This window comes from Kitasatospora sp. NPDC049258 (genome assembly GCF_040678895.1).
GTDB lineage: Bacteria > Actinomycetota > Actinomycetes > Streptomycetales > Streptomycetaceae > Kitasatospora.
Map to the genome: position 1 here is coordinate 270,619 of NZ_JBFAQT010000004.1, position 24,779 is coordinate 295,397.

General features: G+C 73.1%; 23 protein-coding genes and 1 pseudogene. 15 read left to right on the forward strand and 9 right to left on the reverse strand.

Annotation, left to right across the window (positions count from 1 at the left end; genetic code table 11):
* Positions 1-69: 69 nt before the first annotated feature.
* The 4 genes from AB0K43_RS05975 (at position 70) to moaA (ending at position 4,442) form a co-directional block, all read left to right on the forward strand.
* The gene (locus AB0K43_RS05975; protein WP_363636203.1) at positions 70-1,113 is read left to right on the forward strand and encodes a zinc-dependent alcohol dehydrogenase family protein; all 1,044 of its coding nucleotides are present in this window, start codon (positions 70-72) and stop codon (positions 1,111-1,113) included.
* 238 nt (positions 1,114-1,351) lie between these two features.
* On the forward strand, positions 1,352-1,744 hold the full coding sequence (locus AB0K43_RS05980) for a DUF485 domain-containing protein (protein WP_363636205.1): 393 nt from the start codon (positions 1,352-1,354) through the stop codon (positions 1,742-1,744).
* The gene (locus AB0K43_RS05985) at positions 1,741-3,360 is read left to right on the forward strand and encodes a cation acetate symporter (RefSeq protein ID WP_363636207.1); all 1,620 of its coding nucleotides are present in this window, start codon (positions 1,741-1,743) and stop codon (positions 3,358-3,360) included. Before AB0K43_RS05980 ends, AB0K43_RS05985 begins: the two co-directional genes overlap by 4 nt.
* A 92-nt stretch (positions 3,361-3,452) precedes the next feature.
* Complete coding sequence (gene moaA / locus AB0K43_RS05990; protein ID WP_363636209.1) at positions 3,453-4,442, forward strand: GTP 3',8-cyclase MoaA; 990 nt, start codon at positions 3,453-3,455, stop codon at positions 4,440-4,442.
* Positions 4,443-4,475: 33 nt separating this feature from the next.
* On the opposite strand, the gene AB0K43_RS05995 is transcribed toward moaA, so the two are convergent.
* The 6 genes and pseudogenes from AB0K43_RS05995 to AB0K43_RS06020 form a co-directional block, all read right to left on the reverse strand.
* Positions 4,476-4,721 (reverse strand): hypothetical protein, encoded by a 246-nt coding sequence (locus tag AB0K43_RS05995; protein WP_363636211.1) that lies wholly within the window; start codon positions 4,719-4,721, stop codon positions 4,476-4,478.
* A gap of 270 nt (positions 4,722-4,991) precedes the next feature.
* The gene (locus tag AB0K43_RS06000; protein WP_363636213.1) at positions 4,992-5,342 is read right to left on the reverse strand and encodes a DUF3099 domain-containing protein; all 351 of its coding nucleotides are present in this window, start codon (positions 5,340-5,342) and stop codon (positions 4,992-4,994) included.
* Between the two features lie 187 nt (positions 5,343-5,529).
* Entirely contained in the window at positions 5,530-6,093 is a 564-nt protein-coding gene (locus AB0K43_RS06005) for an RNA 2'-phosphotransferase (RefSeq protein ID WP_363636215.1), read from the reverse strand.
* 31 nt (positions 6,094-6,124) lie between these two features.
* Positions 6,125-7,528, reverse strand: a complete 1,404-nt coding sequence (locus AB0K43_RS06010) for a metallopeptidase TldD-related protein (RefSeq protein ID WP_363636217.1) — start codon at positions 7,526-7,528, stop codon at positions 6,125-6,127.
* Positions 7,528-9,080: pseudogene (locus AB0K43_RS06015) on the reverse strand (TldD/PmbA family protein). Before AB0K43_RS06015 ends, AB0K43_RS06010 begins: the two are co-directional and overlap by 1 nt.
* Before the next feature lie 127 nt (positions 9,081-9,207).
* A complete protein-coding gene (locus AB0K43_RS06020; protein ID WP_363636219.1) occupies positions 9,208-10,359 on the reverse strand; it encodes an MBL fold metallo-hydrolase in 1,152 nt (383 codons plus the stop codon).
* A gap of 272 nt (positions 10,360-10,631) precedes the next feature.
* Between AB0K43_RS06020 and fabG the strand changes: the two genes are divergently transcribed.
* Positions 10,632-11,351: a 3-oxoacyl-[acyl-carrier-protein] reductase gene (fabG, locus tag AB0K43_RS06025; protein WP_363636221.1), complete on the forward strand. Its 720-nt coding sequence runs from the start codon at positions 10,632-10,634 to the stop codon at positions 11,349-11,351.
* Positions 11,352-11,356: 5 nt separating this feature from the next.
* Entirely contained in the window at positions 11,357-12,124 is a 768-nt protein-coding gene (gene fabI, locus AB0K43_RS06030) for an enoyl-ACP reductase FabI (protein WP_363636223.1), read from the forward strand.
* Positions 12,125-12,196: 72 nt separating this feature from the next.
* Here the strand turns inward: fabI and AB0K43_RS06035 are convergent, their stop codons facing one another.
* Complete coding sequence (locus AB0K43_RS06035) at positions 12,197-12,868, reverse strand: FCD domain-containing protein (protein WP_363636225.1); 672 nt, start codon at positions 12,866-12,868, stop codon at positions 12,197-12,199.
* Between the two features lie 84 nt (positions 12,869-12,952).
* On the opposite strand from AB0K43_RS06035, the gene AB0K43_RS06040 reads away from it, so the two are divergent.
* The 3 genes from AB0K43_RS06040 to AB0K43_RS06050 all read left to right on the forward strand — a co-directional run bounded on the left by AB0K43_RS06040 (position 12,953) and on the right by AB0K43_RS06050 (position 15,059).
* Positions 12,953-14,260: an MFS transporter gene (locus AB0K43_RS06040; protein ID WP_363636227.1), complete on the forward strand. Its 1,308-nt coding sequence runs from the start codon at positions 12,953-12,955 to the stop codon at positions 14,258-14,260.
* A 58-nt stretch (positions 14,261-14,318) separates the two neighbouring features.
* Positions 14,319-14,441 carry an SGM_5486 family transporter-associated protein gene (locus AB0K43_RS06045; protein WP_363636229.1) on the forward strand — a complete coding sequence of 41 codons (123 nt, stop codon included), beginning with the start codon at positions 14,319-14,321 and terminating at the stop codon, positions 14,439-14,441.
* 90 nt (positions 14,442-14,531) lie between these two features.
* A complete protein-coding gene (locus tag AB0K43_RS06050; RefSeq protein ID WP_363636231.1) occupies positions 14,532-15,059 on the forward strand; it encodes a histidine phosphatase family protein in 528 nt (175 codons plus the stop codon).
* Positions 15,060-15,108: 49 nt separating this feature from the next.
* Here AB0K43_RS06050 and serB read toward each other — a convergent pair whose 3' ends face one another.
* A complete protein-coding gene (gene serB, locus AB0K43_RS06055; RefSeq protein WP_363636233.1) occupies positions 15,109-16,365 on the reverse strand; it encodes a phosphoserine phosphatase SerB in 1,257 nt (418 codons plus the stop codon).
* A 236-nt stretch (positions 16,366-16,601) separates the two neighbouring features.
* Between serB and AB0K43_RS06060 the strand changes: the two genes are divergently transcribed.
* The 3 genes from AB0K43_RS06060 (at position 16,602) to AB0K43_RS06070 (ending at position 21,276) form a co-directional block, all read left to right on the forward strand.
* Complete coding sequence (locus tag AB0K43_RS06060) at positions 16,602-19,247, forward strand: FHA domain-containing protein (protein WP_363636235.1); 2,646 nt, start codon at positions 16,602-16,604, stop codon at positions 19,245-19,247.
* Positions 19,248-19,427: 180 nt separating this feature from the next.
* Positions 19,428-20,627, forward strand: coding sequence for a GAF domain-containing sensor histidine kinase (locus AB0K43_RS06065; RefSeq protein WP_363636237.1), 1,200 nt, complete (start codon positions 19,428-19,430; stop codon positions 20,625-20,627).
* Positions 20,620-21,276: a response regulator transcription factor gene (locus AB0K43_RS06070; RefSeq protein ID WP_363636239.1), complete on the forward strand. Its 657-nt coding sequence runs from the start codon at positions 20,620-20,622 to the stop codon at positions 21,274-21,276. The genes AB0K43_RS06065 and AB0K43_RS06070 overlap by 8 nt, the downstream gene beginning before the upstream one ends.
* Before the next feature lie 49 nt (positions 21,277-21,325).
* Here AB0K43_RS06070 and AB0K43_RS06075 read toward each other — a convergent pair whose 3' ends face one another.
* On the reverse strand, positions 21,326-22,120 hold the full coding sequence (locus AB0K43_RS06075; protein ID WP_363636241.1) for a hypothetical protein: 795 nt from the start codon (positions 22,118-22,120) through the stop codon (positions 21,326-21,328).
* Between the two features lie 201 nt (positions 22,121-22,321).
* Here AB0K43_RS06075 and AB0K43_RS06080 point away from each other — a divergent pair, with 201 nt between their 5' ends.
* The 3 genes from AB0K43_RS06080 to AB0K43_RS06090 all read left to right on the forward strand — a co-directional run bounded on the left by AB0K43_RS06080 (position 22,322) and on the right by AB0K43_RS06090 (position 24,711).
* The gene (locus AB0K43_RS06080) at positions 22,322-23,113 is read left to right on the forward strand and encodes an ABC transporter ATP-binding protein (protein ID WP_363636243.1); all 792 of its coding nucleotides are present in this window, start codon (positions 22,322-22,324) and stop codon (positions 23,111-23,113) included.
* Between the two features lie 148 nt (positions 23,114-23,261).
* Positions 23,262-23,684 carry an NfeD family protein gene (locus AB0K43_RS06085; protein ID WP_363636245.1) on the forward strand — a complete coding sequence of 141 codons (423 nt, stop codon included), beginning with the start codon at positions 23,262-23,264 and terminating at the stop codon, positions 23,682-23,684.
* Between the two features lie 10 nt (positions 23,685-23,694).
* Entirely contained in the window at positions 23,695-24,711 is a 1,017-nt protein-coding gene (locus AB0K43_RS06090; RefSeq protein ID WP_363636247.1) for an SPFH domain-containing protein, read from the forward strand.
* Positions 24,712-24,779: the final 68 nt, after the last annotated feature.

Sequence of the window (24,779 nt, forward strand, 5' to 3'; positions counted from 1 at the left end):
CGTACCAACGATCGAATCTCCCCGCGCCGCCCGCACCCCGGGGCGGCGGACCTCGCAAAGGACACCCCCATGCGCGCCACCGTGATCCACGGCCCGAACGACATCCGGATCGAGGAGGTGCCCGACCCTCGGATCCAGCAGCCCACCGACGCGGTGGTGCGGGTGGTGAACGCCTGCATCTGCGGCAGCGACCTGTGGGCGTACCGGGGCGTGGCGGCCCGGCAGCCCGGGCAGCGGATCGGGCACGAGTTCCTCGGTGTGGTGGAGGAGACCGGCGCCGAGGTGGCCGGCTTCCGCCCGGGCGACCTGGTGGTGGCCCCGTTCGTCTGGTCCGACGGCACCTGCGACTTCTGCCGGGACGGGCTGCAGACCTCCTGCCCGCACGGCGGCTTCTGGGGGTCGGTCGGCTCCGACGGCGGCCAGGGCGAGGCGGTCCGGGTGCCGTTCGCGGACGGCACCCTGGTCGGGCTGCCGAAGGAGGCGGCGGGTGACCGCAAGCTGCTGCCGAGCCTGCTGGCGCTCTCCGACGTGATGGCCACCGGCCACCACGCGGCGGTCAGCGCGGGGGTGCGGCCCGGTTCGACCGTCGCGGTGGTCGGCGACGGCGCGGTCGGCCTGTGCGGGGTGCTCGCCGCGCACCGGCTCGGCGCCGGCCGGGTGATCGCCCTGGGGCGGCACCGGGCACGGACCGACATCGCCCGCAGGTTCGGCGCCACCGACGTGGTGGCCGAGCGCGGCGAGGCGGCGATCGAGGCGGTCAAGGAGCTGACCCGGGGCCAGGGCGCGCACGCGGTGCTGGAGGCGGTCGGCACCGAGGAGTCGATGCGCACCGCGATCTCGATCACCCGGGACGGTGGCTCGGTCGGCTACGTCGGCGTACCGCACGGCGGTAGCGCGGGCGTGGACATCGGCCAGATGTTCGACCGCAACGTCCAGCTGCGCGGCGGGGTGGCCCCCGCCCGGGCGTACATCCCCGAGTTGCTGGCGGACGTGCTCTCCGGCGCGATCGAGCCGGGCCTGGTGTTCGACCGCACGGTCGACCTGGACGGGGTGCCGGAGGGCTACCGCGCGATGGACGACCGCTCGGCGCTGAAGGTCCGGATCGCCTTCTGACCCGAGCCGCCGACCACCGCTCAGCAGGGGCGCCACCGCAGGCCGGTGGCGCCCCTGCGGCATCGTGCGACCGGATTCCGAGCAGTTTTCGGCCATGTGAGGTGTACACGTGACCCGTTCTGCGCAGGCTCTGGTCCAGACCGCGGGGCGGCTCTAGCATGCATCGGCATCCGAGGCTGTGACGCCCCTCACGTCCGTTCGTTCCACCAGTGCACCCGCTGACCACAGGAGACGCCGCGTGGACAACCTGCCGACCGCCCGCCCTGCTCCGCCCGACGCCCTCCGGGAGATCGAACAGACCGAGGAGTTCCAGCAGTTGCGCGGCTCCTTCCGGGGCTTCGCGTTCCCGGTGACCGCGGGCTTCATCCTCTGGTACCTGCTGTACGTGCTGCTCTCCGGCTACGCCCCCGGCTTCATGGCCATCAAGCTGTCCGGGCACGTCAACATCGCGCTGGCGCTCGGCCTGCTGCAGTTCGCCAGCACCTTCGCGATCGCGGCCTGGTACGCGCGCTACGCGGACCGCCGGCTGGACCCCTCGGCCAGCGCCATCCGCGAGCGGGCCGACCACCCGGGGCCCGCCGGGCCCGCCGACCGACCGCAGAGCGCCGACCGCACGGAGGCCGTCGAATGACCACCACCCTGCTGGCCGCCGGCTCGGCGACCGAGCACCGCGGCCTGACCATGACGCTGTTCGGCATCTTCGTGCTGGCCACCCTGGGCATCACCGTCTGGGCCGGCCGGCAGACCAAGGACGCCGCCGACTTCTACGCCGGCGGCCGCGGCTTCACCGGCTTCCAGAACGGCCTGGCGATCTCCGGCGACTACATGTCGGCCGCCTCCTTCCTCGGGATCGCCGGCGCCATCGCGCTCTTCGGCTACGACGGCTTCCTCTACTCGATCGGCTTCCTGGTGGCCTGGCTGGTGGCCCTGCTGCTGGTCGCCGAGCCGCTGCGCAACTCCGGCCGCTACACCATGGCCGACGTGCTGGCCTTCCGGATGCGCCAGCGCCCGGTGCGGACCGCGGCCGGCATCTCCACCATCGTGGTGTCGATCTTCTACCTGCTGGCCCAGATGGTCGGCGCGGGCTCCCTGGTCGCCCTGCTGCTCGGCGTCAGCGGTGACGCGGCCAAGCGCTGGACGGTGGTCGCGGTCGGCGCGCTGATGGTCGTCTACGTGGTGATCGGCGGGATGAAGGGCACCACCTGGGTGCAGATCGTCAAGGCGGTGCTGCTGATCGCGGGCGCCGCGCTGATGACCGTGCTGGTGCTCGCCAAGTACCACTTCAACCTCTCCGACCTGCTCGGGGCCGCCGCCGACGCCAGCGGCAAGGGCTCCGCCTTCCTGGAGCCGGGCCTCAAGTACGGCGCCACCGACACCAGCAAACTCGACTTCCTCAGCCTCGGCCTCGCCCTGGTGCTGGGCACCGCCGGCCTGCCGCACATCCTGGTGCGCTTCTACACCGTGCCCACCGCGAAGGCGGCCCGGAAGTCGGTGCTCTGGGCGATCGGCATCATCGGCGGCTTCTACCTGATGACCCTGGCCCTCGGCTTCGGCGCCGCGGCGCTGGTGGGGCCCAAGACGATCAAGGCCTCCAACGCGGCGGGCAACACCGCGGCGCCGCTGCTGGCCGAGCATCTCGGCGGCGGAGCCGGGTCCACCGGCGGGGCGATCCTGCTCGCGGTGATCTCCGCCGTCGCCTTCGCCACCATCCTGGCCGTGGTGGCCGGACTCACCCTGGCCTCCTCCGCCTCCTTCGCCCATGACCTGTACGCCAACGTCATCCGGCGCGGGAAGGCGAGCGAGCGGGAGGAGATCGGCTCGGCCAAGCTGGCCGCGGTGGCGATCGGCGCGGTCGCCATCCTGCTGTCGATCTTCGCGGACAAGCTGAACACCGCCGCCCTGGTCGCCCTGGCCTTCGCGGTGGCCGCCTCGGCCAACCTGCCGACCCTGCTCTACTCGCTGTTCTGGAAGCGCTTCAACACCGTGGGCGCGGTCAGCTCGGTCTACGCCGGCCTGCTCAGCTCGGTGCTGCTGGTGGTCTTCTCCACCGTGGTGTCCGGCAAGCCGACCTCGCTGCTCCCGCACAGCGACTTCCACTGGTTCCCGCTGGAGAACCCCGGCCTGGTCTCCATCCCGGTCGGCTTCCTGGCCGGCTGGCTCGGCACCCTGCTCTCCCGGGAGAGCGCCGACCCGGCGAAGTACGCTGAACTGGAGGTCCGCTCACTGACCGGACTGGGCGCCCACTAGCCGTACGGCTGCTGCGAGGCACTGCGGCTAAGCTGGCCCGGCCCGCCACCAGGCGGCCGGGCCTGCCGCGCGTCAAGGGAAGGGAGCCCGTCATGCTGCTCGACACCTACGGCCGCCGGGCGGTCGACCTCCGGGTCTCCCTGACCGACCGGTGCAACCTGCGCTGCACCTACTGCATGCCCGAGGAAGGGCTGCAGTGGCTGGCCAAGCCCGAGCTGCTCACCGACGAGGAGATCGTCCGGCTGGTCGCGATCGCGGTGCGCGACCTGGGCGTGCGCGAGGTCCGGTTCACCGGGGGCGAGCCGATGCTGCGGCCCGGGCTGGTGTCCATCGTGGCCGCCTGCGCGCAGTTGGCGCCCCGCCCGGAACTCTCGCTCACCACCAACGGCATCGGCCTGGCCCGGACGGCCGCGGCGCTGCGGCAGGCCGGCCTCGACCGGGTCAACGTCTCGCTGGACACCCTGGACCCGGACACCTTCCACACCCTGACCCGTCGTCACCGCCACCAGGACGTGCTGGCCGGCCTGGCCGCCGCCGAGGCCGCCGGCCTGACCCCGGTCAAGCTGAACGCCGTCCTGATGCGCGGGGTCAACGACCACGAGGCCGCCGACCTGCTGGAATGGTGCCTGCGGCACGGGTACGAGCTGCGCTTCATCGAGCAGATGCCGCTGGATGCCCAGCACGGCTGGGACCGGTCCCGGATGATCACCGCCGAGGAGATCCTGGAACGGCTGGGCGAGCGGTTCACCCTGACCCCGGAGGCCTCGGCCGCCCGCGGTGCGGCGCCGGCCGAGCGCTGGGTGGTCGACGGCGGTCCGGGCCGGGTCGGGGTGATCGCCTCGGTCACCCGCCCGTTCTGCCGCGCCTGCGACCGGACCAGGCTCACCGCGGACGGCCAGATCCGCAACTGCCTGTTCGCCACCGAGGAGAGCGACCTGCGCTCGGCGCTGCGCTCCGGGGCCGGCGACGCCGAGATCGGTGCGCTGTGGCGCCGGGCGATGTGGGGCAAGAAGGCGGGCGCCGGCATCGACAACCCGGAGTTCCACCAGCCCGACCGCCCGATGTCCGCGATCGGCGGCTAGAGCGCGACCCGCGCCCCTGGGGGGCGGCCGGGGTCAGCCTTCGAAGTCGGTGAAGGGGACGACTTCCTTGAGGAAGCCGCGGACGCTCAGGAACTGGGACAGGGGCTCACGGTGGTCGTCGCAGGCCAGCCAGGTCTTGCGGCGGTCCGGGGTGTGCAGCTTGGGGTTGTTCCACACCAGGACCCAGGTGGCCGGCTGCCGGCAGCCCTTGCCCGAGCAGACCGGCGGGCCCTCGGGGCCGTCCGCCGGGCCGAAGAGTCCGAGCGAGGGGGTGTCCATGGTGAGTGCCGTCCCGAGGTGCGCTGGCGGTGGTGTGCCCCGCAAGTCTCGCACCCGGATCCGGGCATGACGACGCCGGGCAGCCACGGGGGGAGCTGCCCGGCGTCGGTCTGTCGCTCCGACGGGGGATGCGGAGCGCCTACGCAGTATGGCACGCTCCTGACCCCCCGTGGGGAGCTCTTTCATGATTAATCTGAGGCTGCGCTGAGGTTTCCGCCGGTCAATCGGGTTGATACCCGGACAGACCAGGGTGAGCACCGGGCGATTTTCTCACTCGGCGGCGCGGCTCTCGGTGGCCCGCCCGCCCCCACCCGTCCCACCGGGCCCGAGCATCAACGGGACCTCCGGCGGCACCGCGAAGGTGCTGGGCAGGCTGGGTGCCCGCTCCCGGCCGGCGTTGGCGACCAGCACCGCGAAGTACGGCAGCAGCACCCCGCCGGCCAGCGCCACGAAGGCGACGTAGCGCTGCACGTCCCAGAGCACCACGGCCAGCAGGACGCAGGCCGTACGGACCAGCATCGAGATCACGTAGCGCCGCTGGCGCCCGCGAACGTCCTCGGAGAGGCTGGTCCGGGCCCCGGTGATCCGGAAGACCCGACCGTCGTCCTCGCTCTTGCGCATGTGTACCGCCCTCGTCCGGCTCCGCACCCTCGGACCGGCTGCGGCCTCCTCACGGTACGCCGCCGAACGGCCCGGGAGGAGACCGGGTGCGCGGCGAGTCCCGCCGGCCCGGCACCGGAGCGGTGTCCCGGTGCGGGTGGGGCCGGCGGGGCGCGGCGTTCAGGCTGCGGTGCTCAGGCTGCGGTGCTCAGAGCTGCGGCGCCCCGGGTGCCGTGCTCAGGTAGGCCGGCGGGACGGCGTCCGTCAGCCAGACGCCGTTGGCGCTGACCCGGAACACCTGGCCCGCCGCCGCCAGCCCGGCCGCGTCCACGACCAGCACCACCGGACGGCCGTGCCGGGCCCCCACCCGGACGGCCGTCTCGGTGTCCGCGGAGAGGTGGACGTCCTGCCGGGACATCGGGCGCAGGCCCTCCCGCAGGATGACCCCCACCGTCCGCGACCCGGTGCCGTGGTAGAGCACCGGGGGAGGAGTGGCGGGCGGCAGGCCCAGGTCGACCTCGACGGTGTGCCCCTGGCTGGCCCGGATCGACCGGCCGTCCTCGGAGAAGGCGAAGCGGCGCTTGTTGTTGGTCGCCACCACGTGGTCCAGCTGCGCCCGGGTGATCCGCCGGTTGTGCCGGGCCAGCGCGGCGAGCAGCTCGTCCACCGGCACCCAGCCGGCCGCGTCCAGGGTGATCCCGATCGCGTCCGGGTCGTGCCGGAGCACCCGTGACAGCGTCTTGGACACCCTGACCGTCTGCTTCTCGTCCATCGTCTCCGTCTCCCGCCCGGTGTGCGGCCCCTCAGGAGGCCTGGCTGACCGAGCTCATGTTGAAGTCCGCGACCCGTACCGGCGGCATCGCGGCGCGGGTGAACCAGTCGCTCCACTCGCGCGGCAGGCAGCGCTCGGTGCGGCCCGCCTCGGTGATCCGGCCCAGCAGGTCGACCGGGGACTCGTTGAACCGGAAGTTGTTCACCGAGCCGACCACCTCGCCGTTCTCGACCAGGTAGACGCCGTCCCGGGTCAGACCGGTGAGCAGCAGGGTGGCCGGGTCGACCTCGCGGATGTACCAGAGACAGGTGAGCAGCAGCCCGCGCTCGGTCCGGGCGACCATCTCCTCCAGGGTGGGCGCGCCGGCCTGGTCCGCGGTCTCCAGCACCAGGTTGTCGACGGACGGCCGCAGCGGGAGCCCGGTCAGGCCCGCCGAGTGCCGGGTGGTGGACAGGTGGGCCAGCTCGCCGTCGCGGATCCAGTCGGTGGCGGTGAGCGGCTGCCCGTTGTCGAAGACCGAGGCGCTGTCGCCCGAGGAGTGCGCGAGCACGAACGGCGCCGCCCGCAGGCCCGGTTCGGCCGGGTCGGAGCGCAGGGTCAGCGGCAGGCTGCTGAGCCGGTCGCCGATCCGGGTGCCGCCGCCGGCCCGGCTGAACACCGAGCGGCCCTCGGCCGCGTCCCGGCCGCCGGCCGACCAGCTCAGACAGACCATCAGGTCGGCGACCGCGGACGGCGGCAGCAGGGTCTCGTACCGGCCGGCCGGCAGGTCGATCCGCCGGCGGCCCCAGCCGAGCCGGGTGCTCAGCGTGCTGTGCAGCGCGGCCACGTCCACGTCGGTGAAGTCGCTGGTGGCGGCGCCGGCCCAGGCCGAGCCCGAGAGGTCGGCGGTCTTGGCGTTGAGCTCGACCGAGCCGGTGGGCTGGTCGTGCCGCAGCCGCAGGCCGGTGGAGCTGCCCAGGTAGCTGCTGGTCAGCTCGTGCCGGGCGAAGCCGTACAGCAGCTCGCCGCTCTTGCGGGCCCGGGCGAAGGCTTCGCCGAGGGCGGGGGCGAACTCGGCGAAGACCTCGGCGGAGGTCTCGGCCGGGGCCTCGGTGAAGTCGGCGGAGGCGGGGCCGCCGGACAGCAGCGGCTGGGCGTCCTCGGCGGGCCCGGCGTCCCGGGCGGCGGCCTCGGCGGCCCGGACCAGGCTCTCGACGTCCTCCCGGGTGACGGCCTCGCGGGAGACCACGCCCGAGGCGGTGCCCCGGGCGCCGTCCACGGTGGCGATCACGGTGAGCCGGCGGCCGCGGGTGACGCCGTTGGTGGTCAGCCCGTTGCCGGCCCAGCGGAGGTTGGCGGTGGACTCCTCGTCCGCGATCACCACGCAGCCGTCGGTACGGGACAGCTCCAGGGCGCGCTCGACCAGCTCGTGCGGCTTGGGTGTGGTGTCGGACATCAGTGACCCGCCTCCTGCTGGGTGTTGAGCACGTTGACGTTGCGGAACAGCGCGGACGGGCAGCCGTGGCTGACCGCCGCGACCTGGCCCGGCTGGGCCTTGCCGCAGTTGAATGCGCCGCCCAGGACGTAGGTCTGCGGCCCGCCGACGGCGCTCATCGAGCCCCAGAAGTCGGTGGTGGTGGCCTGGTAGGCGAAGTCCTTGACCTGCCCGGCCAGCCGGCCGCCCCGGATCGCGTAGGCGCGCTGCCCGGTGAACTGGAAGTTGTAGCGCTGCATGTCGATCGACCAGGAGCGGTCGCCCACGATGTACAGGCCCTTCTCCACGCCCTCGAACAGGCCCTCGGTGTCCGGGCCGTCGGCCGCGGGCTGGAGCGAGACGTTGGCCATCCGCTGCACCGGCACATGGCGGGGGAGTCGGCGAAGGCGCAGCCGTTGGAGCGGCCCAGGCCCTTGAGCTTCGCCATCCGGCGGTCCAGCTGGTAGCCGACCAGCACGCCGTCCTTGACCAGGTCCCAGGACTGGGTGGCGACGCCCTCGTCGTCGTAGCCGATGGTGGCCAGGCCGTGCTCGGCGGTGCGGTCCCCGGTGACGTGCATCAGCTCGGAGCCGTACGTCAGCGAGCCCAGCTTGTCGAAGGTGGCGAACGAGGTGCCGGCGTAGGCCGCCTCGTAGCCGAGCGCGCGGTCCAGCTCGGTGGCGTGGCCGATCGACTCGTGGATGGTCAGCCACAGGTTGGACGGGTCGATCACCAGGTCGTAGCTGCCGGCCTCGACGCTGGGGGCCTTCATCTTCTCGGCCAGCAGCTCGGGCAGCTCGGCGAGTTCGCGGTTCCAGTCCCAGCCGGTGCCCTGCAGGTACTCCCACCCGCGGCCGGCCGGCGGAGCGATGGTGCTCATCGAGTCGAAGGCGCCGGTGCGCTCGTCGACCGAGGTGGCCTCCAGCGAGGGGTGCAGCCGGATCCGCTGCTGGGTGGTGACGGTGCCCGCGGTGTCCGCGTAGAACTTGTTCTCCTGGACCGTCAGCAGCGAGGCCATCACGTGCGAGACGTCGTCGGCGGCCAGCAGCCGGCTGCTCCAGTCGGCCAGCAGCGCGGTCTTCTCCGCGTCCGGCACCTCGAACGGGTTGACCTCGTACGCGGACACCCAGGTGGCGTCGGCGTAGACCGGCTCCGGGGCGAGCTCGACCAGGTCCTCGGAGCCGGCCGCTCGGCTGATCCCGCCCGACAGCCGGGCCACCGCGACCGCCTGCTCGGCGACCTTGGCCGCCGCGGCGGCGGTCAGGTCGACACCGGCCGCGAAGCCCCAGGCGCCGTCCAGCAGCACCCGCACCGCGAAGCCCAGCTGCACGGTGTCGGAGCTGCCGGACGGACGGGCGTCGCGCAGCCGCCAGGCCGCGCTGCGCACCCGCTCCAGCCGGAAGTCGGCATGGGCCGCGCCCAGCTGACGGGCCCGGCTCAGGGCGGCGTCGGCCAGGGTGCGCAACGGGTAGGCGAGGAACAGCGGATCGACGGCACGGCTGTGCGGCGCGCCGGCGCTGGAGGTGGGCGGCATCGGGCTCCCTGGTTCGGGGTGTGTGCGGCGGGCGCCCCGGGGACAGGGGCACCCGCATCGCATCATTTCCCCTTCGGCCAATTGTCGCCAGGGAATTTCGCTCCGGCGTGGCGGGATCGGGCCACCGTCAGGCGACCGTCTCCCACCAGCCGTCCAGCTCCGGCGGGTTGTCCACGTCGACGCGCTGCCCGGGGCGGGGCACCACCAGCGGCACGGCCTGCGCCTTGGCCTCCGCGAGCAGCCGCTCGATCGGCTCGGACCACGGGTGCAGGCCCAGGTTGAAGGTGCACCAGTGCACCGGGACCAACAGCCCCGCGCGCAGGTCGAGGTGGGCCCGGACGGCGTCCTCCGGCGTCATGTGGATGTCCGGCCAGGCCACGTCGTACGCGCCGATCTGCACCAGGGCGGCGTCGAACGGGCCGTGCTGCTCGCCGATCCGGGCGTAACCCTCGAAGTAGCCGGAGTCCCCGGTGTAGTAGACCTTCCGGGACGGGCCGGCGATCACCCAGGAGCCCCAGAGCGTGGTGTTGCGGGTGGTGCCGCGGCCGGAGAAGTGGTGCGCCGAGGTGAGGGTGAGGGTCAGCTCGCCCAGGGTGCAGGTCTCGTCCCAGTCCAGCTCGATGATCCGGTGCTCCGGCACCCCCCAGCGGCGCAGGTGGCCGCCGATCCCGAGCGGCACCGCGAAGGGCGCCGACTGGAGCTCGACCAGCTGCTTGACGGTCGCCATGTCCAGGTGGTCGTAGTGGTCGTGCGAGATCAGCACGGCGTCCACCGGCGGCAGTTCGGCCAGCGCGACCGGGACGGGGTGCAGCCGCTTGGGGCCGACCTGGCTGACCGGGGAGCAGCGGTCGGACCATATCGGGTCGATCAGCACCCGGGCACCCTGGACCTCCACCAGCGCCGAGGCGTGGCCGTACCAGACCACCTCGATGCCCTCGGCGGCCGGCTCGGCCCCGGCACCGGCCGGGCGCTCCAGCGGCACCGGCAGGCTGGGGCGGCGGGCGGCGCGGTCGTCGAGCAGCATCCGGCGGAAGGTGTCGCCGTCCGGCCGGCCGGGCTCCTGCTGGGCCAGCGCGCTCGGGGCGTTGTGGAACACCCCGTCGCGGTACTGGGGGGAGTTGCGGACCCGAGGGTCCCTGGTGCCGTCCGGCCGACGGCCGAAGGCGGCCGGCAGGTCGCGCAGCGACCAGGCGGCCGCACCGGCCGCGGTGGCCAGCGCGGTCAGGGCCAACAACCGGGCACGTCGGCCGCCGCCGCTGCTTCGGGGGTGCTTGCTCATCCGCGTTCCGCTTCCCTCTGTCTCGTGCTCCGGCCGCCGGGCCGGCCCTCGCCGGATGCCTCAGGTGTACCGGAGGCCCAGTGAGCAACGGGTGTGACCGGTCCATGGTTCCCCCTCGGGGGTGGATCGGGCCAGGTCCTGGCACATCTGTTGTCGGGAAGCGACAGATACCGTGTGAGGTACCTGTCGGAGCCGTATGGGCCTCGCCCTCGGCCGGACCGATACCGTCACAGTGCGTACGCATGCAGGTCAACTAGGAGAGAGGTGGACCGTTGAGCCGCTCGGTTCTCGTCACCGGAGGCAACCGGGGCATCGGCCTCGCGATTGCCCAGGCCTTCGCCGAGGCCGGCGACAAGGTCGCGATCACCAGCCGCTCGGGCGAGGTCCCTGAGCAACTGGCCAAGTTCGACGTGCTCGCAGTCCGCTGCGACATCACCGACGCCGCGCAGGTCGACGCGGCCTTCACCGAGATCGAGGCCGCGCACGGCCCGGTCGAGGTCCTGGTCGCCAACGCCGGCATCACCAAGGACACCCTGCTGCTCCGGATGAGCGAGGACGACTTCACCTCGGTCCTGGACACCAACCTCACCGGTACCTTCCGGGTGGTCAAGCGCGCCAGCGCCAAGATGCTGCGGGCCCGCAAGGGCCGGATCGTGCTGATCTCCTCGGTGGTCGGCCTGACCGGTTCGCCCGGCCAGGTCAACTACGCCGCGTCCAAGGCCGGCCTGGTCGGCTTCGCCCGCTCGCTGGCCCGTGAACTCGGCTCGCGCAGCATCACCGTCAACGTGGTCGCCCCCGGCTTCGTGGACACCGACATGACCGCCGTGCTCAGCGACGAGCGCCGTGCGGAGATCGTCGCGGGCGTGCCGCTGGGCCGCTACGCCGCACCCGCCGAGATCGCCTCGGCCGTGCGCTTCCTCTCCTCGGACGAGGCCGCATACATCACCGGAGCCGTCGTTCCCGTCGACGGCGGATTGGGCATGGGTCACTGAGCAACATGAGCGGAATCCTTGCAGGCAAGCGGATCCTGATCACCGGCGTGCTGATGGAGTCCTCCATCGCGTTCCACACCGCCAAGCTGGCGCAGGAGCAGGGCGCCGAGATCATCCTGACCGCGTTCCCCCGGCCCAGCCTGACCGAGCGGATCGCCAAGAAGCTCCCGGCCCCGGCCAAGGTGCTGGAGCTGGACGTCTCCAACGAGGAGCAGCTGGCGGGCATCGCCGACCAGGTGCGCGAGCACCTGCCGACCCTGGACGGCATCGTCCACTCGATCGGCTTCGCCCCGCAGGACGCCCTGGGCGGCAACTTCCTGAACACCCCGTGGGAGTCGGTGGCGACCGCCATGCAGGTCTCGGCGTTCTCGCTGAAGTCGCTGACCATGGCGCTGCTCCCGCTGATGCAGGACGGCGGCTCGGTGGTCGGTCTGACCTTCGACGCGCAGTTCGCCTGGCCGAAGTACGACTGGATGGGCCCGGCCAAGGCGGCGCTGGAGGCCACCTCCCGCTACCTGGCCCGTGACCTCGGCCCGCGCAACATCCGCTGCAACCTGGTCTCGGCCGGTCCGATCGGCTCGATGGCCGCCAAGTCCATCCCGGGCTTCGGCGAGCTGGCCGACACCTGGAACCACCGCTCGCCGCTGAAGTGGGACCTGAACGACCCGGAGCCGGCCGGCCGCGGTGTGGTCGCGCTGCTCTCGGACTGGTTCCCGAAGACCACCGGCGAGATCGTCCACGTCGACGGCGGGCTGCACGCCATCGGCGCCTGACGACCCGCACCGCACTGCCCGGCCCCGCTCCACGAGCGGCGGCCGGGCAGTGCGCGTTGTGGGCCGGTCGGGTCAGCTGTCCTGGCCGCAGGCGCCGATCGCCCGGCCGGCCTCGGTGGAGGCGAGCTGGGCGTCCCCGGCCCGGATGCCGTCGATGATCCCGCGGTGGCTGAGGTAGCGGTCCGGGACGAGCTCGGGCCCGACGTCCCGGCGCAGGTGTGCCCGGGTGACCTCGCCGAGGTCGGCGTAGACGGCGGCGAGCACCTCGTTGTGGGCGGCGGCGACCACGGCCTGGTGGAAGGCGGCGTCGGTCTGGACGAAGTCCTCCGGGTCGCCCGCGTGCCAGGCGGCGTCCCGCCGGGCCAGCGTCGACTCCAGCAGCTCCAGGTCCCGGTCGGTCCGGCGGAGCGCGGCCAGGCCCGCCGCGGCGGTCTCCAGGGTGGCCCGCAGCTCGGCCACCTGGGCCCCGTCGGCGTCGGCGAACCGGCGGTGCATCACGCCGGCCAGCTCGCTGGTGGCCAGCACGTAGGTGCCGGAGCCCTGCCGGATGTCCAGCAGGCCGTTGTGCGCGAGTGCCCGTACTGCCTCGCGCACGGTGTTGCGGGCCACCCCGAGTTGCTCGACCAGCTCCGCCTCGGTGGGGATGCGCGAGCCGACCGGCCACTCGCCCGAGGTGATCTGGGCGCGCAGCTGCGCGATCACCTGATCGGACAGCGATGCGCGTCGCGTGGTCGACAGGGCCATGGGATCGGGACTCCTCGCAGCTGGGTGGACGGCATCAGGATACCGGTGTGCATTAATTCATCCCATCATTCTATGATGGCCGCTATGTCGACCGCAGCAGACGCCACCAGTACCGAACCGACCGAGCTCCGAGCAGCGCTCGACCGGGCCGCCGGGAGCACCACCGGGGCCACCGAGGCCGCCAGGCCCGCCGCCCGGGCCCGGTACCTCTCCTGGCTGCTCGCGGCGGCCATCGTCGCGGCCGCGCTGAACCTCCGCCCGGTGGTCACCAGCCTCGGCCCGCTGCTCGACCAGGTGCGCGCCGGACTCGGCATGAGTGCCACGGTGGCCGGCCTGCTCACCGCGGTGCCCTCGCTGTGCTTCGCGGTCTTCGGCATCGCCGCGCCCGCGCTGGCCCGCCGGATCGGCCCGATCGCGGTGGTCGCGGGTGGCATGGGCGCCATCACGCTCGGCCTGCTGGCCCGCTCGTCCACCGGCAGCACCGCGGTGTTCCTGCTCCTCACGGCCGTCGCGCTGGCCGGTGTGGCGGTCTCCAACGTGCTGCTGCCGGTGGTCATCAAGCGGTACTTCCCGGACCGGGTCGGCCCGATGATCGGCCTCTACTCGATGGCGCTGTCGGTCGGCACCTCGGCCGCCGCGGCCGCCACCGTCCCGCTGACCACCGCGCTCGGCGGCAGCTGGCGGATGGGCCTGGGTGTCTGGGGCCTGCTCGGCGCCGCCGCGCTGGTGCTCTGGCTGGTGACCGCCGTGCTGCGCCGCGAGCGCTCCTCGACCGCGGCGGGGCGGCAGGCCGGCCGGCTGCCGATCACGCGCAGCCGTACCGCCTGGGCGCTGGCCGTCTTCTTCGGGCTGCAGTCCACCAGCGCGTACGCGGCGATGGGCTGGCTGCCGAAGATCTACCAGGACGCGGGGGTCTCCGAGAGCGCCTCCGGGGTGCTGCTGGCGCTGGTGATGGTGGTCAGCGTGCCGGCCTCGTTCATCCTGCCGAACCTGGCCGTCCGCCGCGGCGACCAGCGGATCTTCGTGGTGGTGCTGGCCCTGTGCGGCATCGCCGGGTACGCCGGTCTGGCGCTCGCGGCGGGCACCGCCTCCTGGCTGTGGGCGTGCCTGGTGGGCCTGTCCATGTGCGCCTTCCCGCTCGCGCTGACCATGATCGGCCTGCGTGCCCGCACCCCGGGCGGGGTGAGCCAGCTGTCCGCCTTCGCGCAGAGCCTCGGCTACCTGATCTCCATCCCCGGCCCGATCCTGATCGGCAGCCTCTACCAGTGGACCGGCGGCTGGTACCTGCCGTTGGGCTTCCTGGCGCTGCTCCTGGTGCCGCAGATGGCGGTCGGCCTGCGGGCGGCGATGGCCCGCCACATCGAGGACGAGGCGCCCCCGGCGGCGGCCTGACCGGCGCTGCGGGCGCACCGGGCGTCGGGGCGGGCATAAGGGGTGGGACACTGGCCGCATGCCAGTCCTCGAACCCAACCCCCAGAACGGCCAGCGCAAGCTGCTCCAGTTGCTCGGCCTGATCGCCGGCGTCGTCGTGGTGGTGGGTGTGATCGCCACCGTCGCCGCGAACATGGGCTGACGGTGGCACACCGCAGCCGCTCCACTCCTGCGGGTGGCGGAGTTGTGGAGCACGCGCCCGACGGCTGATTTTCTGCGAAGCTCTGGGGGTATGAGCGCCGATACACCCCGAAGGATCATCGTTCTCCGCCACGCCCGGGCCGACTGGCCGAATCAGGTCGCCGACCATGAGCGTCCACTGGCCGACCGGGGCCGGGCTCAGGCCACCGAGGCGGGCCAGTGGCTGGTCGACTCCGGCATCAACCCCGACCACGTGCTCTGCTCCACCGCCCTGCGGACCAGGGAGACCTGGAAGCTGGTCGCGCACGAGCTGCCCAAGCGGCACCGCCGGACGGTGTTCGAGGAACGGGTGTACGAGGCCAGTCCCGGCCAGATCATCGAGGTCCTGCAGGAGACCCCGGACGACACCGCCGACGTCCTGCTGGTGGGCCACAACCCCGGCGTGCTGGGCCTGACCCAGGTGCTGGCCGGCGACGACGGCGACCAGGAGGCGCTCAACCGGCTGCGGCTGAACGGCTTCCCCACCGGCGCGATCGCGGTGCTGAGCTTCACCGGCCCCTGGAAGGGCGTCGAGCCCGGCGTCGCGAAGCTCGACTCGTACCACACGCTGCCGGAGTAGCCGGAAGGCCGGGGCCGCTCGCCGGCCCCGGCCTTCCGTGCCACCGCCGTCACTCGGTGGGCGTGCCGTCCAGCTCGTCGGCCGCCTCGACCTCTTCGCGGCTGATCCCGAGCAGGTAGAGCACGGTGTCCAGGAACGGGAGGTTCACGGCCACCTCGGCGGCCTCCTGGACCACCGGCTTGGCGTTGAAGGCCACCCCGAGCCCGGCCGCGTTCAGCATGTCCAGGTCGTTGGCGCCGTCCCCGATCGCCACCGTCTGGGCCAGCGGCACCCGGGCCTGCTCGGCGAACCGGGCCAGCCATCGGGCCTTGCCCGCGCGGTCCACGATCTCCCCGGTGACCCGGCCGGTGAACTTGCCGTCCACCGCCTCCAGGGTGTTGGCGGCCGCGAAGTCCAGCCCGAGCAGCTCCACCAGGTGGTCGGTGACCTGGGTGAACCCGCCGGACACGATGCCCACCTGGTAGCCGAGCCGCTGCAGGGTACGGATCAGGGTGCGGGCGCCCGGGGTCAGCCGGACCTCGGTGCGCACCTTCTCCACCACGGCCGTGTCCAGGCCGGCCAGCAGCGCCACCCGGGCGCGCAGCGACTCGGCGAAGTCCAGCTCGCCACGCATCGCGGCGGCGGTCACCTCGGCGACCTCCTGCTCGCAGCCGGCGTGCGCGGCGAACAGCTCGATCACCTCGTCCTGGATCAGCGTGGAGTCGACGTCCATCACCACCAGGCGCTTGGCCCGGCGGTGCAGCCCGGCCTCGGCCACCGCGACGTCCACCCGCTGGGCGGCGGCCTCCTGGGCGAGCTCGGTGCGCAGGTGCGCGGTGGACACCCCGGAGACGGTCAGCTCGACGGCGGTGACCGGGTACTTGGCGAGCCGGAACACCCGGTCGATGTTGCCGCCGGCGTCCGAGATCCGGCTGCTCAGACCGGCCACCGCGGCGGCGGTCAGCGGATGGCCGAGCACGGTCACGTGGGAACGGCCCTCGCGGCGCGGCCGGTTGTCGCCGATGCCCGAGATGATCTCGGTCTGCAGCTTCATCTCCTCGGCCCACCGGTGCACGGTGACCCGCAGGGTGCCCTCGGCGTCGGCCGCGGCCGGCGGGGTCACCAGGGCGCACAGCGTTATCCGGCCCCGGGTGACCATCTGCTCGAAGTCGATCACGTCCACGCCGAAGTCGGCGAGCGTGCTGAACAGGCCCGCCGTGATGCCGGGGCGGTCCTTGCCGAACACCTTGACCAGCAGCGTGCGCTCGTCGGCGGTCCGGGGCTGTGAGGCGGGGAGGGGCTCAGCGGCCGGATCAGATGCGTTCATGGTGCCTCCCACGCTACCGGGCCCGGGGCCCGCTCCACCGCACCGGTCCGAACGCTGGGACGACCGGGCGGCTCGACGGTGTCACCGGGCTCCACGGGTGTGTTGCCAGCCGGTCACAGTCGGCGGAGGTGACTTTCAGGTACGGCACCGCGGCTGGAATGATTCCCCTCGTCACATCACATGACCCCCGCTACCGGGGGCGGACCGGGGGACCGAGAGAGCGGGGCAGGCCGACAGTGCCGCAACTCGTACTAGAGCTCAACGGGCAGCGGCGGGTCCTGGAACCCGGCCGCAGCTACACCATCGGACGGGACCCGAACTCGGACTTCCCCTTCGACGACGCCAGGGTCTCCTGGCGGCACGCCACCATCTCCTTCGCCGGGGCCAACTGGCAGCTGGACGACCACGGTTCCACCAACGGCACGTTCGCCGGCGGCGCCCGGACCCTGCACGCGCAGCTGTACCCGGGCGCGGTGGTCAACCTGGGCAACCCGGAGAACGGCCCCCGGCTGAGCTTCTCGGCCCCGGCCGCCGCCCCCGCGACGCCGCCCGGCGGCATCCACGAGGCGACCACCCGGCGCGCCACCCCCGGCGCCCAGCAGGCCTGGGCCGCCCAGCAGCCCCCGGTGCAGGCACCGCCGGTCCAGGCGCCCCCCGTACAGGCACCGCCGGCGCACCAGCCGCCGGTCCAGCAGCAGTGGGACGCGCCCACCCCGCAGCCGGGCTTCCCGCAGCAGCAGTCCTTCCCGGGGGAGCCGGGCGAGTTCCGCACCGGCCCGCAGCACGCCCCGGTGCCCGCCCAGGCCCAGGTGCCGCCGCAGGGCCACCCCGGCCAGCTGCCCGCCCCGGTGGGCGGCCTCGGCCACCCCACCATGGTCCGCAACCTGACCGCCGGTGTGCGCACCATCCGGATCGGCCGCGCCCTCGACAACGACATCGTCGTCTCCGACCTGCAGGTCTCCCGGCACCACGCCGAGCTGCGCCAGCTGCCGGACGGCCGCTGGGAGATCGTCGACCTCGGCAGCCACAACGGGATCTTCCTCAACGGCCAGCCGGTGCAGCGCCAGCTGATGGGGCCGCAGGACCGCCTCACCGTCGGCCACTCCAGCTTCGTCCTGGTCGGCGACCAGCTGCAGGAGTTCGTCGACACCGGCGCGGTCACCTTCTCCGCCCACCACCTGACCGTCGAGGTCGACTTCAAGGGCGGCAAGAAGGTCCTGCTGAACGACGTCAGCTTCTCCGTCCCGGAGAAGTCCCTGGTGGCGGTGATCGGCCCGTCCGGCTCCGGCAAGTCCACCCTGCTGCGCGCGCTCACCGGTTACCGCCCCGCCGACCGCGGCGAGGTCCGCTACGACGGCCGCAACCTCTACAAGCACTTCGCCGAACTGCGCTCCCGGATCGGTTTGGTGCCGCAGTCCGAGATCCTGCACAAGGAACTCACCGTCCGCAGCGGCCTCAAGTACGCGGCCCGGCTGCGCTTCCCCGGCGACACCGAGGCGGCCGAGCGCGACCGCCGGATCGACGAGGTGCTGTTCGAGCTGCGCCTGGACAAGCGCGCCGACAACCGGATCACGGCGCTCTCCGGCGGCCAGCAAAAGCGCGTCTCGGTGGCGCTGGAGCTGCTCACCAAGCCGTCCCTGATCTTCCTGGACGAGCCCACCTCCGGCCTCGACCCGGGCATGGACCGCGAGGTCATGCAGACCCTGCGCGGCCTCGCCGACGACGGCCGCACCGTCCTGGTGGTCACCCACTCGGTGGCCGAACTGGCGCTCTGCGACCGGCTGCTGGTGATGGCGCCGGGCGGCTCGGTGGCCTACTTCGGCCCGCCCGGGCAGGCCCTGCACTTCTTCGGCTACGAGACCTGGGCCGACGTCTTCCAGGCCTTCGAGAACTACCCCGACCACGACTGGGCCGGCCGCTACCGCGGCTCGGTGCACTACCAGGAGTACTCGGCGGCGGTCGACGCGGTGGCCACCCAGGCCGCCCCCAACGTGCACAACCAGGTGCGCCCGCCGAAGCCGCAGAGCTGGGGTTCGCAGCTGTGGACGCTGATCCGCCGCTACCTGGCGGTGATCGCCTCCGACCGGGGCTTCCTGGCCCTGTCGGTACTGCTGCCGCTGGTGCTGGGCGGGGTCTCCGCCGTGATCCCGTCCAAGTTCGGCCTCGGCCCGGGCGACGGGCCGGCCGGACGCAACCAGATCGCCAGCATGATCCTGCTGGTGCTCGCCTTCGGTGCCTGCCTGTCGGGGTCCGCCAACTCGGTCCGTGAGCTGATCAAGGAACGGGCGATCTACGAACGCGAACGCGCCACCGGGCTGTCCCGGTCCGCGTACCTGATGTCGAAGATCATCGTGCTGGGTGTGATCAGCTTCCTGCAGGGCGGGATCATCTCGGCGATCGGTTTCGGGGTGCGCAAGCTGCCCACCGAGGGCCTGATCTTCACGCACTCGCCGGCCGTCGAGATGGCCATCGGCATCATCCTGCTCAGCTTCACCTCGATGATGGTCGGCCTGGTCATCTCCGCGCTGGTGAAGACCGCCGAGAAGACCATGCCGCTGCTGGTGATGTTCGCCATCGTCCAGATGGTCTTCACCGGCGCGATCTTCCAGCTCTTCGACAAGCCGGGCCTCGAGCAGCTCGCCTGGCTGATGCCGGCCCGCTGGGGCGTCGCCGCCGCGGGCACCACCCTCGACCTGGCCCACATCGCCCCGGTCGCCCAGGCCAAGCCCCCGGCGACCGCGCCGATCGACGCCCTGTGGGACCACTCGGCCGGCATCTGGGTGCTCAACTGCCTGGCCATGGTGGTCATCTCGGTCGGCCTCGCGTTCCTGATCCAGCGCCTCCAGCGCCGGCACGAGCCCGAGGTCATGCAGAAGGGCTGACCGCCCACCGGGCCGTCCGCCCGGCCACTCCTGCGACCGCCGACGGGCGGCGGCCCCACCCCGGGGCCGCCGCCCGTCGGCGCACCCGGTCCTACGTCCGAGGTCCTGCGCCCACAGCCGTACGGCCGGCCCGGCCGGCGGCCGACGCGGGGCCCGCGAGCCCGGCGGTAGCGTGGTGCCATGTCCTCGGAACCGGCCGCCCCGCCCGGGCGGGCCCCTGCCTGCGACCCCTGCCTCGGCGGGATCGAAGCGATCAGCTCGGCCGTCCTGGCGATGAGCCGCCACCTGGAGGTGCGCGAGGTCCTGCGCCGGATCACCGCCTCCGCCCGCACCCTGCTGGACGCGGAGTACGCGGCCCTCGGCGTGCCCGACGACCACGGCGGCTTCGCCCAGTTCGTGGTGGACGGTGTCAGCGACGAGCAGTGGAAGGCGATCGGCCCGCTGCCCCGCCAGCACGGCGTCCTCGCCAGCATGCTGCACCAGCTGACCCCCACCCGGCTCACCGACGTCCGGCAGGCCGCCGACTTCGGCGGCTGGCCCGCCGCCCACCCGGAGCTGAAGGACTTCCTCGGGATGCCGATCATCGACGGCACCGAGATCGTCGGGGCGCTCTTCTTGGCCAACAAGAGGGGCCTGGCCAACAAGAGGGGCTCGGCCGCGCCCGCCGGGTTCACCGCCCACGACGAGGAACTGCTGCGGATCCTCACGGCGCACGCCGCCCTCGCCCTCGGCAACGCCCGCCTCTACGAGCGCAGCCGCGAACTGACCCTGGCCGGCGAACGCGCCCGGATCGCCCACGACCTGCACGACGCGGTCTCCCAGAAGCTCTTCTCGCTGCGGCTGACCGCCAAGGCCGCCGCCACCCTGGTCGACCGCGACCCGGCCCGGGCCCGGGCCGAACTCGCCGAGGTCGCCAAGCTCGCCGCCGAGGCCGCCGACGAGCTGCGCGCCGTGGTGATCGAGCTGCGCCCCGCCGCGCTGGAGGAGGACGGCCTGGTCGCCACCCTGGCCTCCCAGGTCCAGGTGCTGGACCGCGCGCACAGCGCGGAGGTCACCTTCCGGCCGGCCGACGTCCGGGCGCTGCCGCCGGCCCGGGAGGCCGCCCTGCTGCGGGTCGCCCAGGAGGCCCTGCACAACGCCCTGCGGCACTCCGGCGCGCGCACCGTCGAGGTGGCGCTCACCGGTACCGCGGACCGCGGCGCGGTGCTGCGGGTGAGCGACGACGGCCACGGCTTCGACCCGGAGTCGGTCCGCCGCGCCGGGCGGCACCTCGGCCTGGTGTCGATGCGCGACCGCGCCGCCTCCGTGGGCGGCCGGCTCACCCTGGAATCGGTCCCCGGCAAGGGGACGGTCGTCGAGATGGAGGTCCCCGGTGCCTGACGCCGATGCGCCGATCCGCGTGCTGCTGGTCGACGACCACCAGGTCGTCCGCCGAGGACTGCGCACCTTCCTGGAGGTCCAGGGCGACATCGAGGTGGTCGGTGAGGCCGCCGACGGCGCCGAGGCGGTCGCCCGGACCCAGGAGCTGGCCCCCGACGTGGTCCTGATGGACCTCAAGATGCCCGGGGTGGACGGGATCGAGGCGCTCCGGCTGCTGAAGGAGGAGGGCAGCCCGGCCCGGATCCTGATCGTCACCAGCTTCACCGAGCACCGCACCATGGTGCCCGCGCTGCGGGCGGGGGCCGCCGGGTACGTCTACAAGGACGTCGACCCGGAGGCGCTGGCCGGCGCGATCCGCTCGGTGCACGCCGGGCACGTCCTGCTCCAGCCCGAGCTGGCCGCCGCCCTGCTGGCCGACAGCGGTCCGCAGGTCCCGCAGGGCCGGGGCGGGGCACTGACGGACCGTGAGCGCGAGGTGCTCGGCCACATCGCGGCGGGGCGCTCCAACCGCGAGATCGCCCGCTCGCTCCACCTGTCGGAGAAGACCGTGAAGACCCACGTCTCCAACATCCTGATGAAGCTCGACGTCGCCGACCGCACCCAGGCCGCCCTCTGGGCCGTCCGCAACGGCGCCGCGGGCGACTCCTGACGGGGCTGCCGCAGGGGCGCCGGGGGCCCCGGCGCCCCCGGGGGAGGGGTCAGCGTTCGTCGACGACGGCGTTGTAGGCCGCCACCTGGGCCCGGCGGGCCGTGCGTTCGAGGGGAGCGAGGGTGGCCCGGCGGGCGGCCATCTCGGAGGCACTGACCGCCGCGCCGTGGCTGCCCGCCGCGATCGACAGCAGCGCGGACACCCGGCGGGCCGACTCCAGGATCCGTACCGCCCGCGGCGGGTAGCCGGGCGCCAGCGGTTCGGCGTGGCCGCGTCGCCGGTAGGCGTCCAGCGCCTTGAGCGTCTCGGGCCCGGCGCCGGCCACGTCGAGGCGGGCCAGCAGCAGGGTCGCCTCCCGCAGGCCCTCCGCCAGCTCCCGCTCGGCCTCGTGCAGCGAGGGCACGTCGGCCGGCGGCGCGTCGTTCACCTCGGTGCAGCGCCAGAGCACGGTCGCCGAGCGGTCCCCGGTCGGCCCGAACACCTCGACCTCGGGCACCAGCCCGACCGGCGCCCCGACCGCCAGGACGGCCTCGCCCGCGCCCAGCGCCAAGTCGTTGAAGGCCGCCGGCCCGGTCAGCCCCAGCGGGTGGCCGGCCGTCGGCAGGGCCAGCCGCAGACCCTTCACCCCCAGCACCCGCAGCCGCCCGAGCGCCCAGGTGAGCCCGTGCAGCTCACCTTCGGCGTCGCCCGGCAGCCCGGTCACCCGGTGGCTCTCGTCGGCGCCCAGCACGGCCGCCGCCGCGTCGTCGGGTGACGCGGCACCGCTCAGCAGGGCGTTGCCCCAGGCGGTCAGCCGGCCCGATCGCGGCTCTTCGTACGGATTCTCGGAAGGAGTAGCGAGCATCCAGCCAGCCTACGGACAACGCCGACATCCGGGTGGCGTAGGTTTGCCCTGTGCTGCGTGCGCCGCATCCGCTCCCCGCCTGACAAAGCCGGCGGAGTAGGCTGCCCGCCCGCACCGACTGTCGACACGAGTGGACCGCACCCCGAGGACCTTCGCGCAGGTCCCCCGGACGGCCGAAACTGCATTGGGGAAGGCGTAGGCATGAGCGACGTGCTGGAGCTGGTGGACGTATCCGTGGTCCGGGAGGGGCGCGCGCTCATCGACCAGGTCTCCTGGTCGGTCGCGGAAGGCGAGCGCTGGGTCATCCTCGGCCCGAACGGAGCCGGCAAGACCACGCTGCTCCAGGTCGCCGCGACCTACCTCTTCCCGACCTCGGGTGCCGCCGCCGTGCTGGGCGAGAAGCTCGGCGAGGTGGACGTCTTCGAGCTCCGCCAGCGGATCGGTCTGGCCAGCGCCGCGATGTTCGAGAAGCTGCCGGCCGAGCAGACCGTGCTGCAGTGCGTGCTCACCGCGGCGTACGGCATGACCGTCAGCTGGCGCGAGCAGTACGAGACCACCGACGAGCAGCGCGCCCTCGCCCTGCTGGACCGCCTCGGCATGGCCGACTACACCGACCGCAAGTTCGGCACCCTCTCCGAGGGCGAGCGCAAGCGCACCCTGATCGCCCGCGCCCTGATGACCGACCCCGAGCTGCTGCTGCTCGACGAGCCGGCGGCCGGCCTCGACCTCGGCGGCCGCGAGGACCTGGTCCGCCGCCTCGGCGCGCTGGCCCAGGACGAGTACGCGCCCGCGATGGCGATGGTCACCCACCACGTCGAGGAGATCGCCCCCGGCTTCACCCACGTCCTGATGATCCGTCAGGGAAAGGTGCTGGTGGCCGGCCCGCTCGACACCACGCTGACGGCCCGCAACCTCTCGCTCTGCTTCGGCCTGCCGCTGACCCTGGAGCGGCACGGCGACCGCTGGTCCGCGCAGGGCCTGCCGATCGGCTAGGGCCCGACAGGCCCCGGGCCAGGCCCGGGAGGGCGCTGAACTCCTGAACTTCGGCTGAACCGGACCGGTCGTACGTACGGCCGGTTTCCGTCCGTCCACCTGCGGGAACTTTCCGCCGCAAGAGCGCTCCCCTCCCTAGGATGGACTTGTGGACAGCTGGATCTGGTGGCTCCTCGCCGCCGTCGCCCTGGGCATACCTCTGGTGCTCACGGCCATGCCCGAGTTCGCCATGTTCGCGATCGGGGCCGGCGCGGCAGCCGGCGCGGCCGCGCTCGGGGCGGGGGTGGTCCTCCAGTTCCTGGTCTTCGTGGGGGTCTCCGTCGCCCTGCTGGTGCTGGTCAGGCCGGTCGCGTACCGCCTGCTGCAGAAGGGGCCCGAGATCAGGACAGGCATCGACGCGCTCCCGGGAGCGTCGGCGGTGGTGCAGGAGAGGGTCGATGCGCAGGGCGGGCGGATCAAGCTGAACGGCGAGATCTGGTCGGCCCGGGCGCTCAATCCCGGCAGTGTCTACGAGCCGGGGCAGCAGGTCGACGTCGTCGAAATCCAGGGCGCAACCGCCCTGGTCGTCTAGGGGGAGAGTCGTGGAACCCGTCCTTATCGTGCTGGTCGTCCTGGTCGTGGTGGCCTTCATCGCGCTGATCAAGACGATCCAGGTCATCCCGCAGGCCAGCGCCGCGATCGTGGAGCGCTTCGGCCGCTACACCCGCACGCTCGGCGCGGGGCTGAACATCGTGGTGCCCTTCATCGACACCATCCGGAACCGGATCGACCTGCGCGAGCAGGTCGTCCCGTTCCCCCCGCAGCCGGTGATCACCTCGGACAACCTGGTCGTCAACATCGACACCGTCATCTACTACCAGGTGACCGACGCCCGGGCCGCGACCTACGAGGTCGCCAGCTACATCCAGGCGATCGAGCAGCTCACCGTCACCACGCTGCGCAACATCATCGGTTCGATGGACCTGGAGTCGACCCTGACCTCCCGGGAGGTCATCAACGCCGGTCTGCGCGGCGTGCTGGACGAGGCCACCGGCCGCTGGGGCATCCGGGTCAACCGGGTCGAGCTGAAGGCGATCGAGCCGCCGACCTCCATCCAGGACTCGATGGAGAAGCAGATGCGCGCCGACCGTGACAAGCGGGCCGCGATCCTCACCGCCGAGGGCTCCCGGCAGGCCGCCATCCTGCGCGCCGAGGGTGAGAAGCAGGCCGCCGTCCTGCAGGCCGAGGGTGAGGCGCAGGCCGCGGTGCTGCGCGCCGACGGTGAGGCCGCCGCGATCCGGACGGTCTTCGAGGCGATCCACGAGGGCGACGCCGACCAGAAGCTGCTCGCCTACCAGTACCTGCAGACGCTGCCCGAGCTGGCCAAGGGCGACTCCAACAAGCTCTGGATCATCCCGAGCGAGGTCGGCGACGCGCTCAAGGGCCTCGGCGGCGCCTTCAGCGGCCTGGCCGGCGGCGGCAACGGCGCGGCGCCCGCCGCGGCGAGCCGGGTCCCGGTCGACCCGGCGGCCGGCCCGCGCCCGGTGGACACCGACACCAAGTCGGCCCGCCCCCGGGTCGAGCCCACCCGCCAGTACCCCAAGATCGACCCCGAGTGAGCCGAGCCCGGTCGCCCGAGCTCCGCTGAGGCTGCCCCGAGGGCCCGCTCCGCACCCGCGGAGCGGGC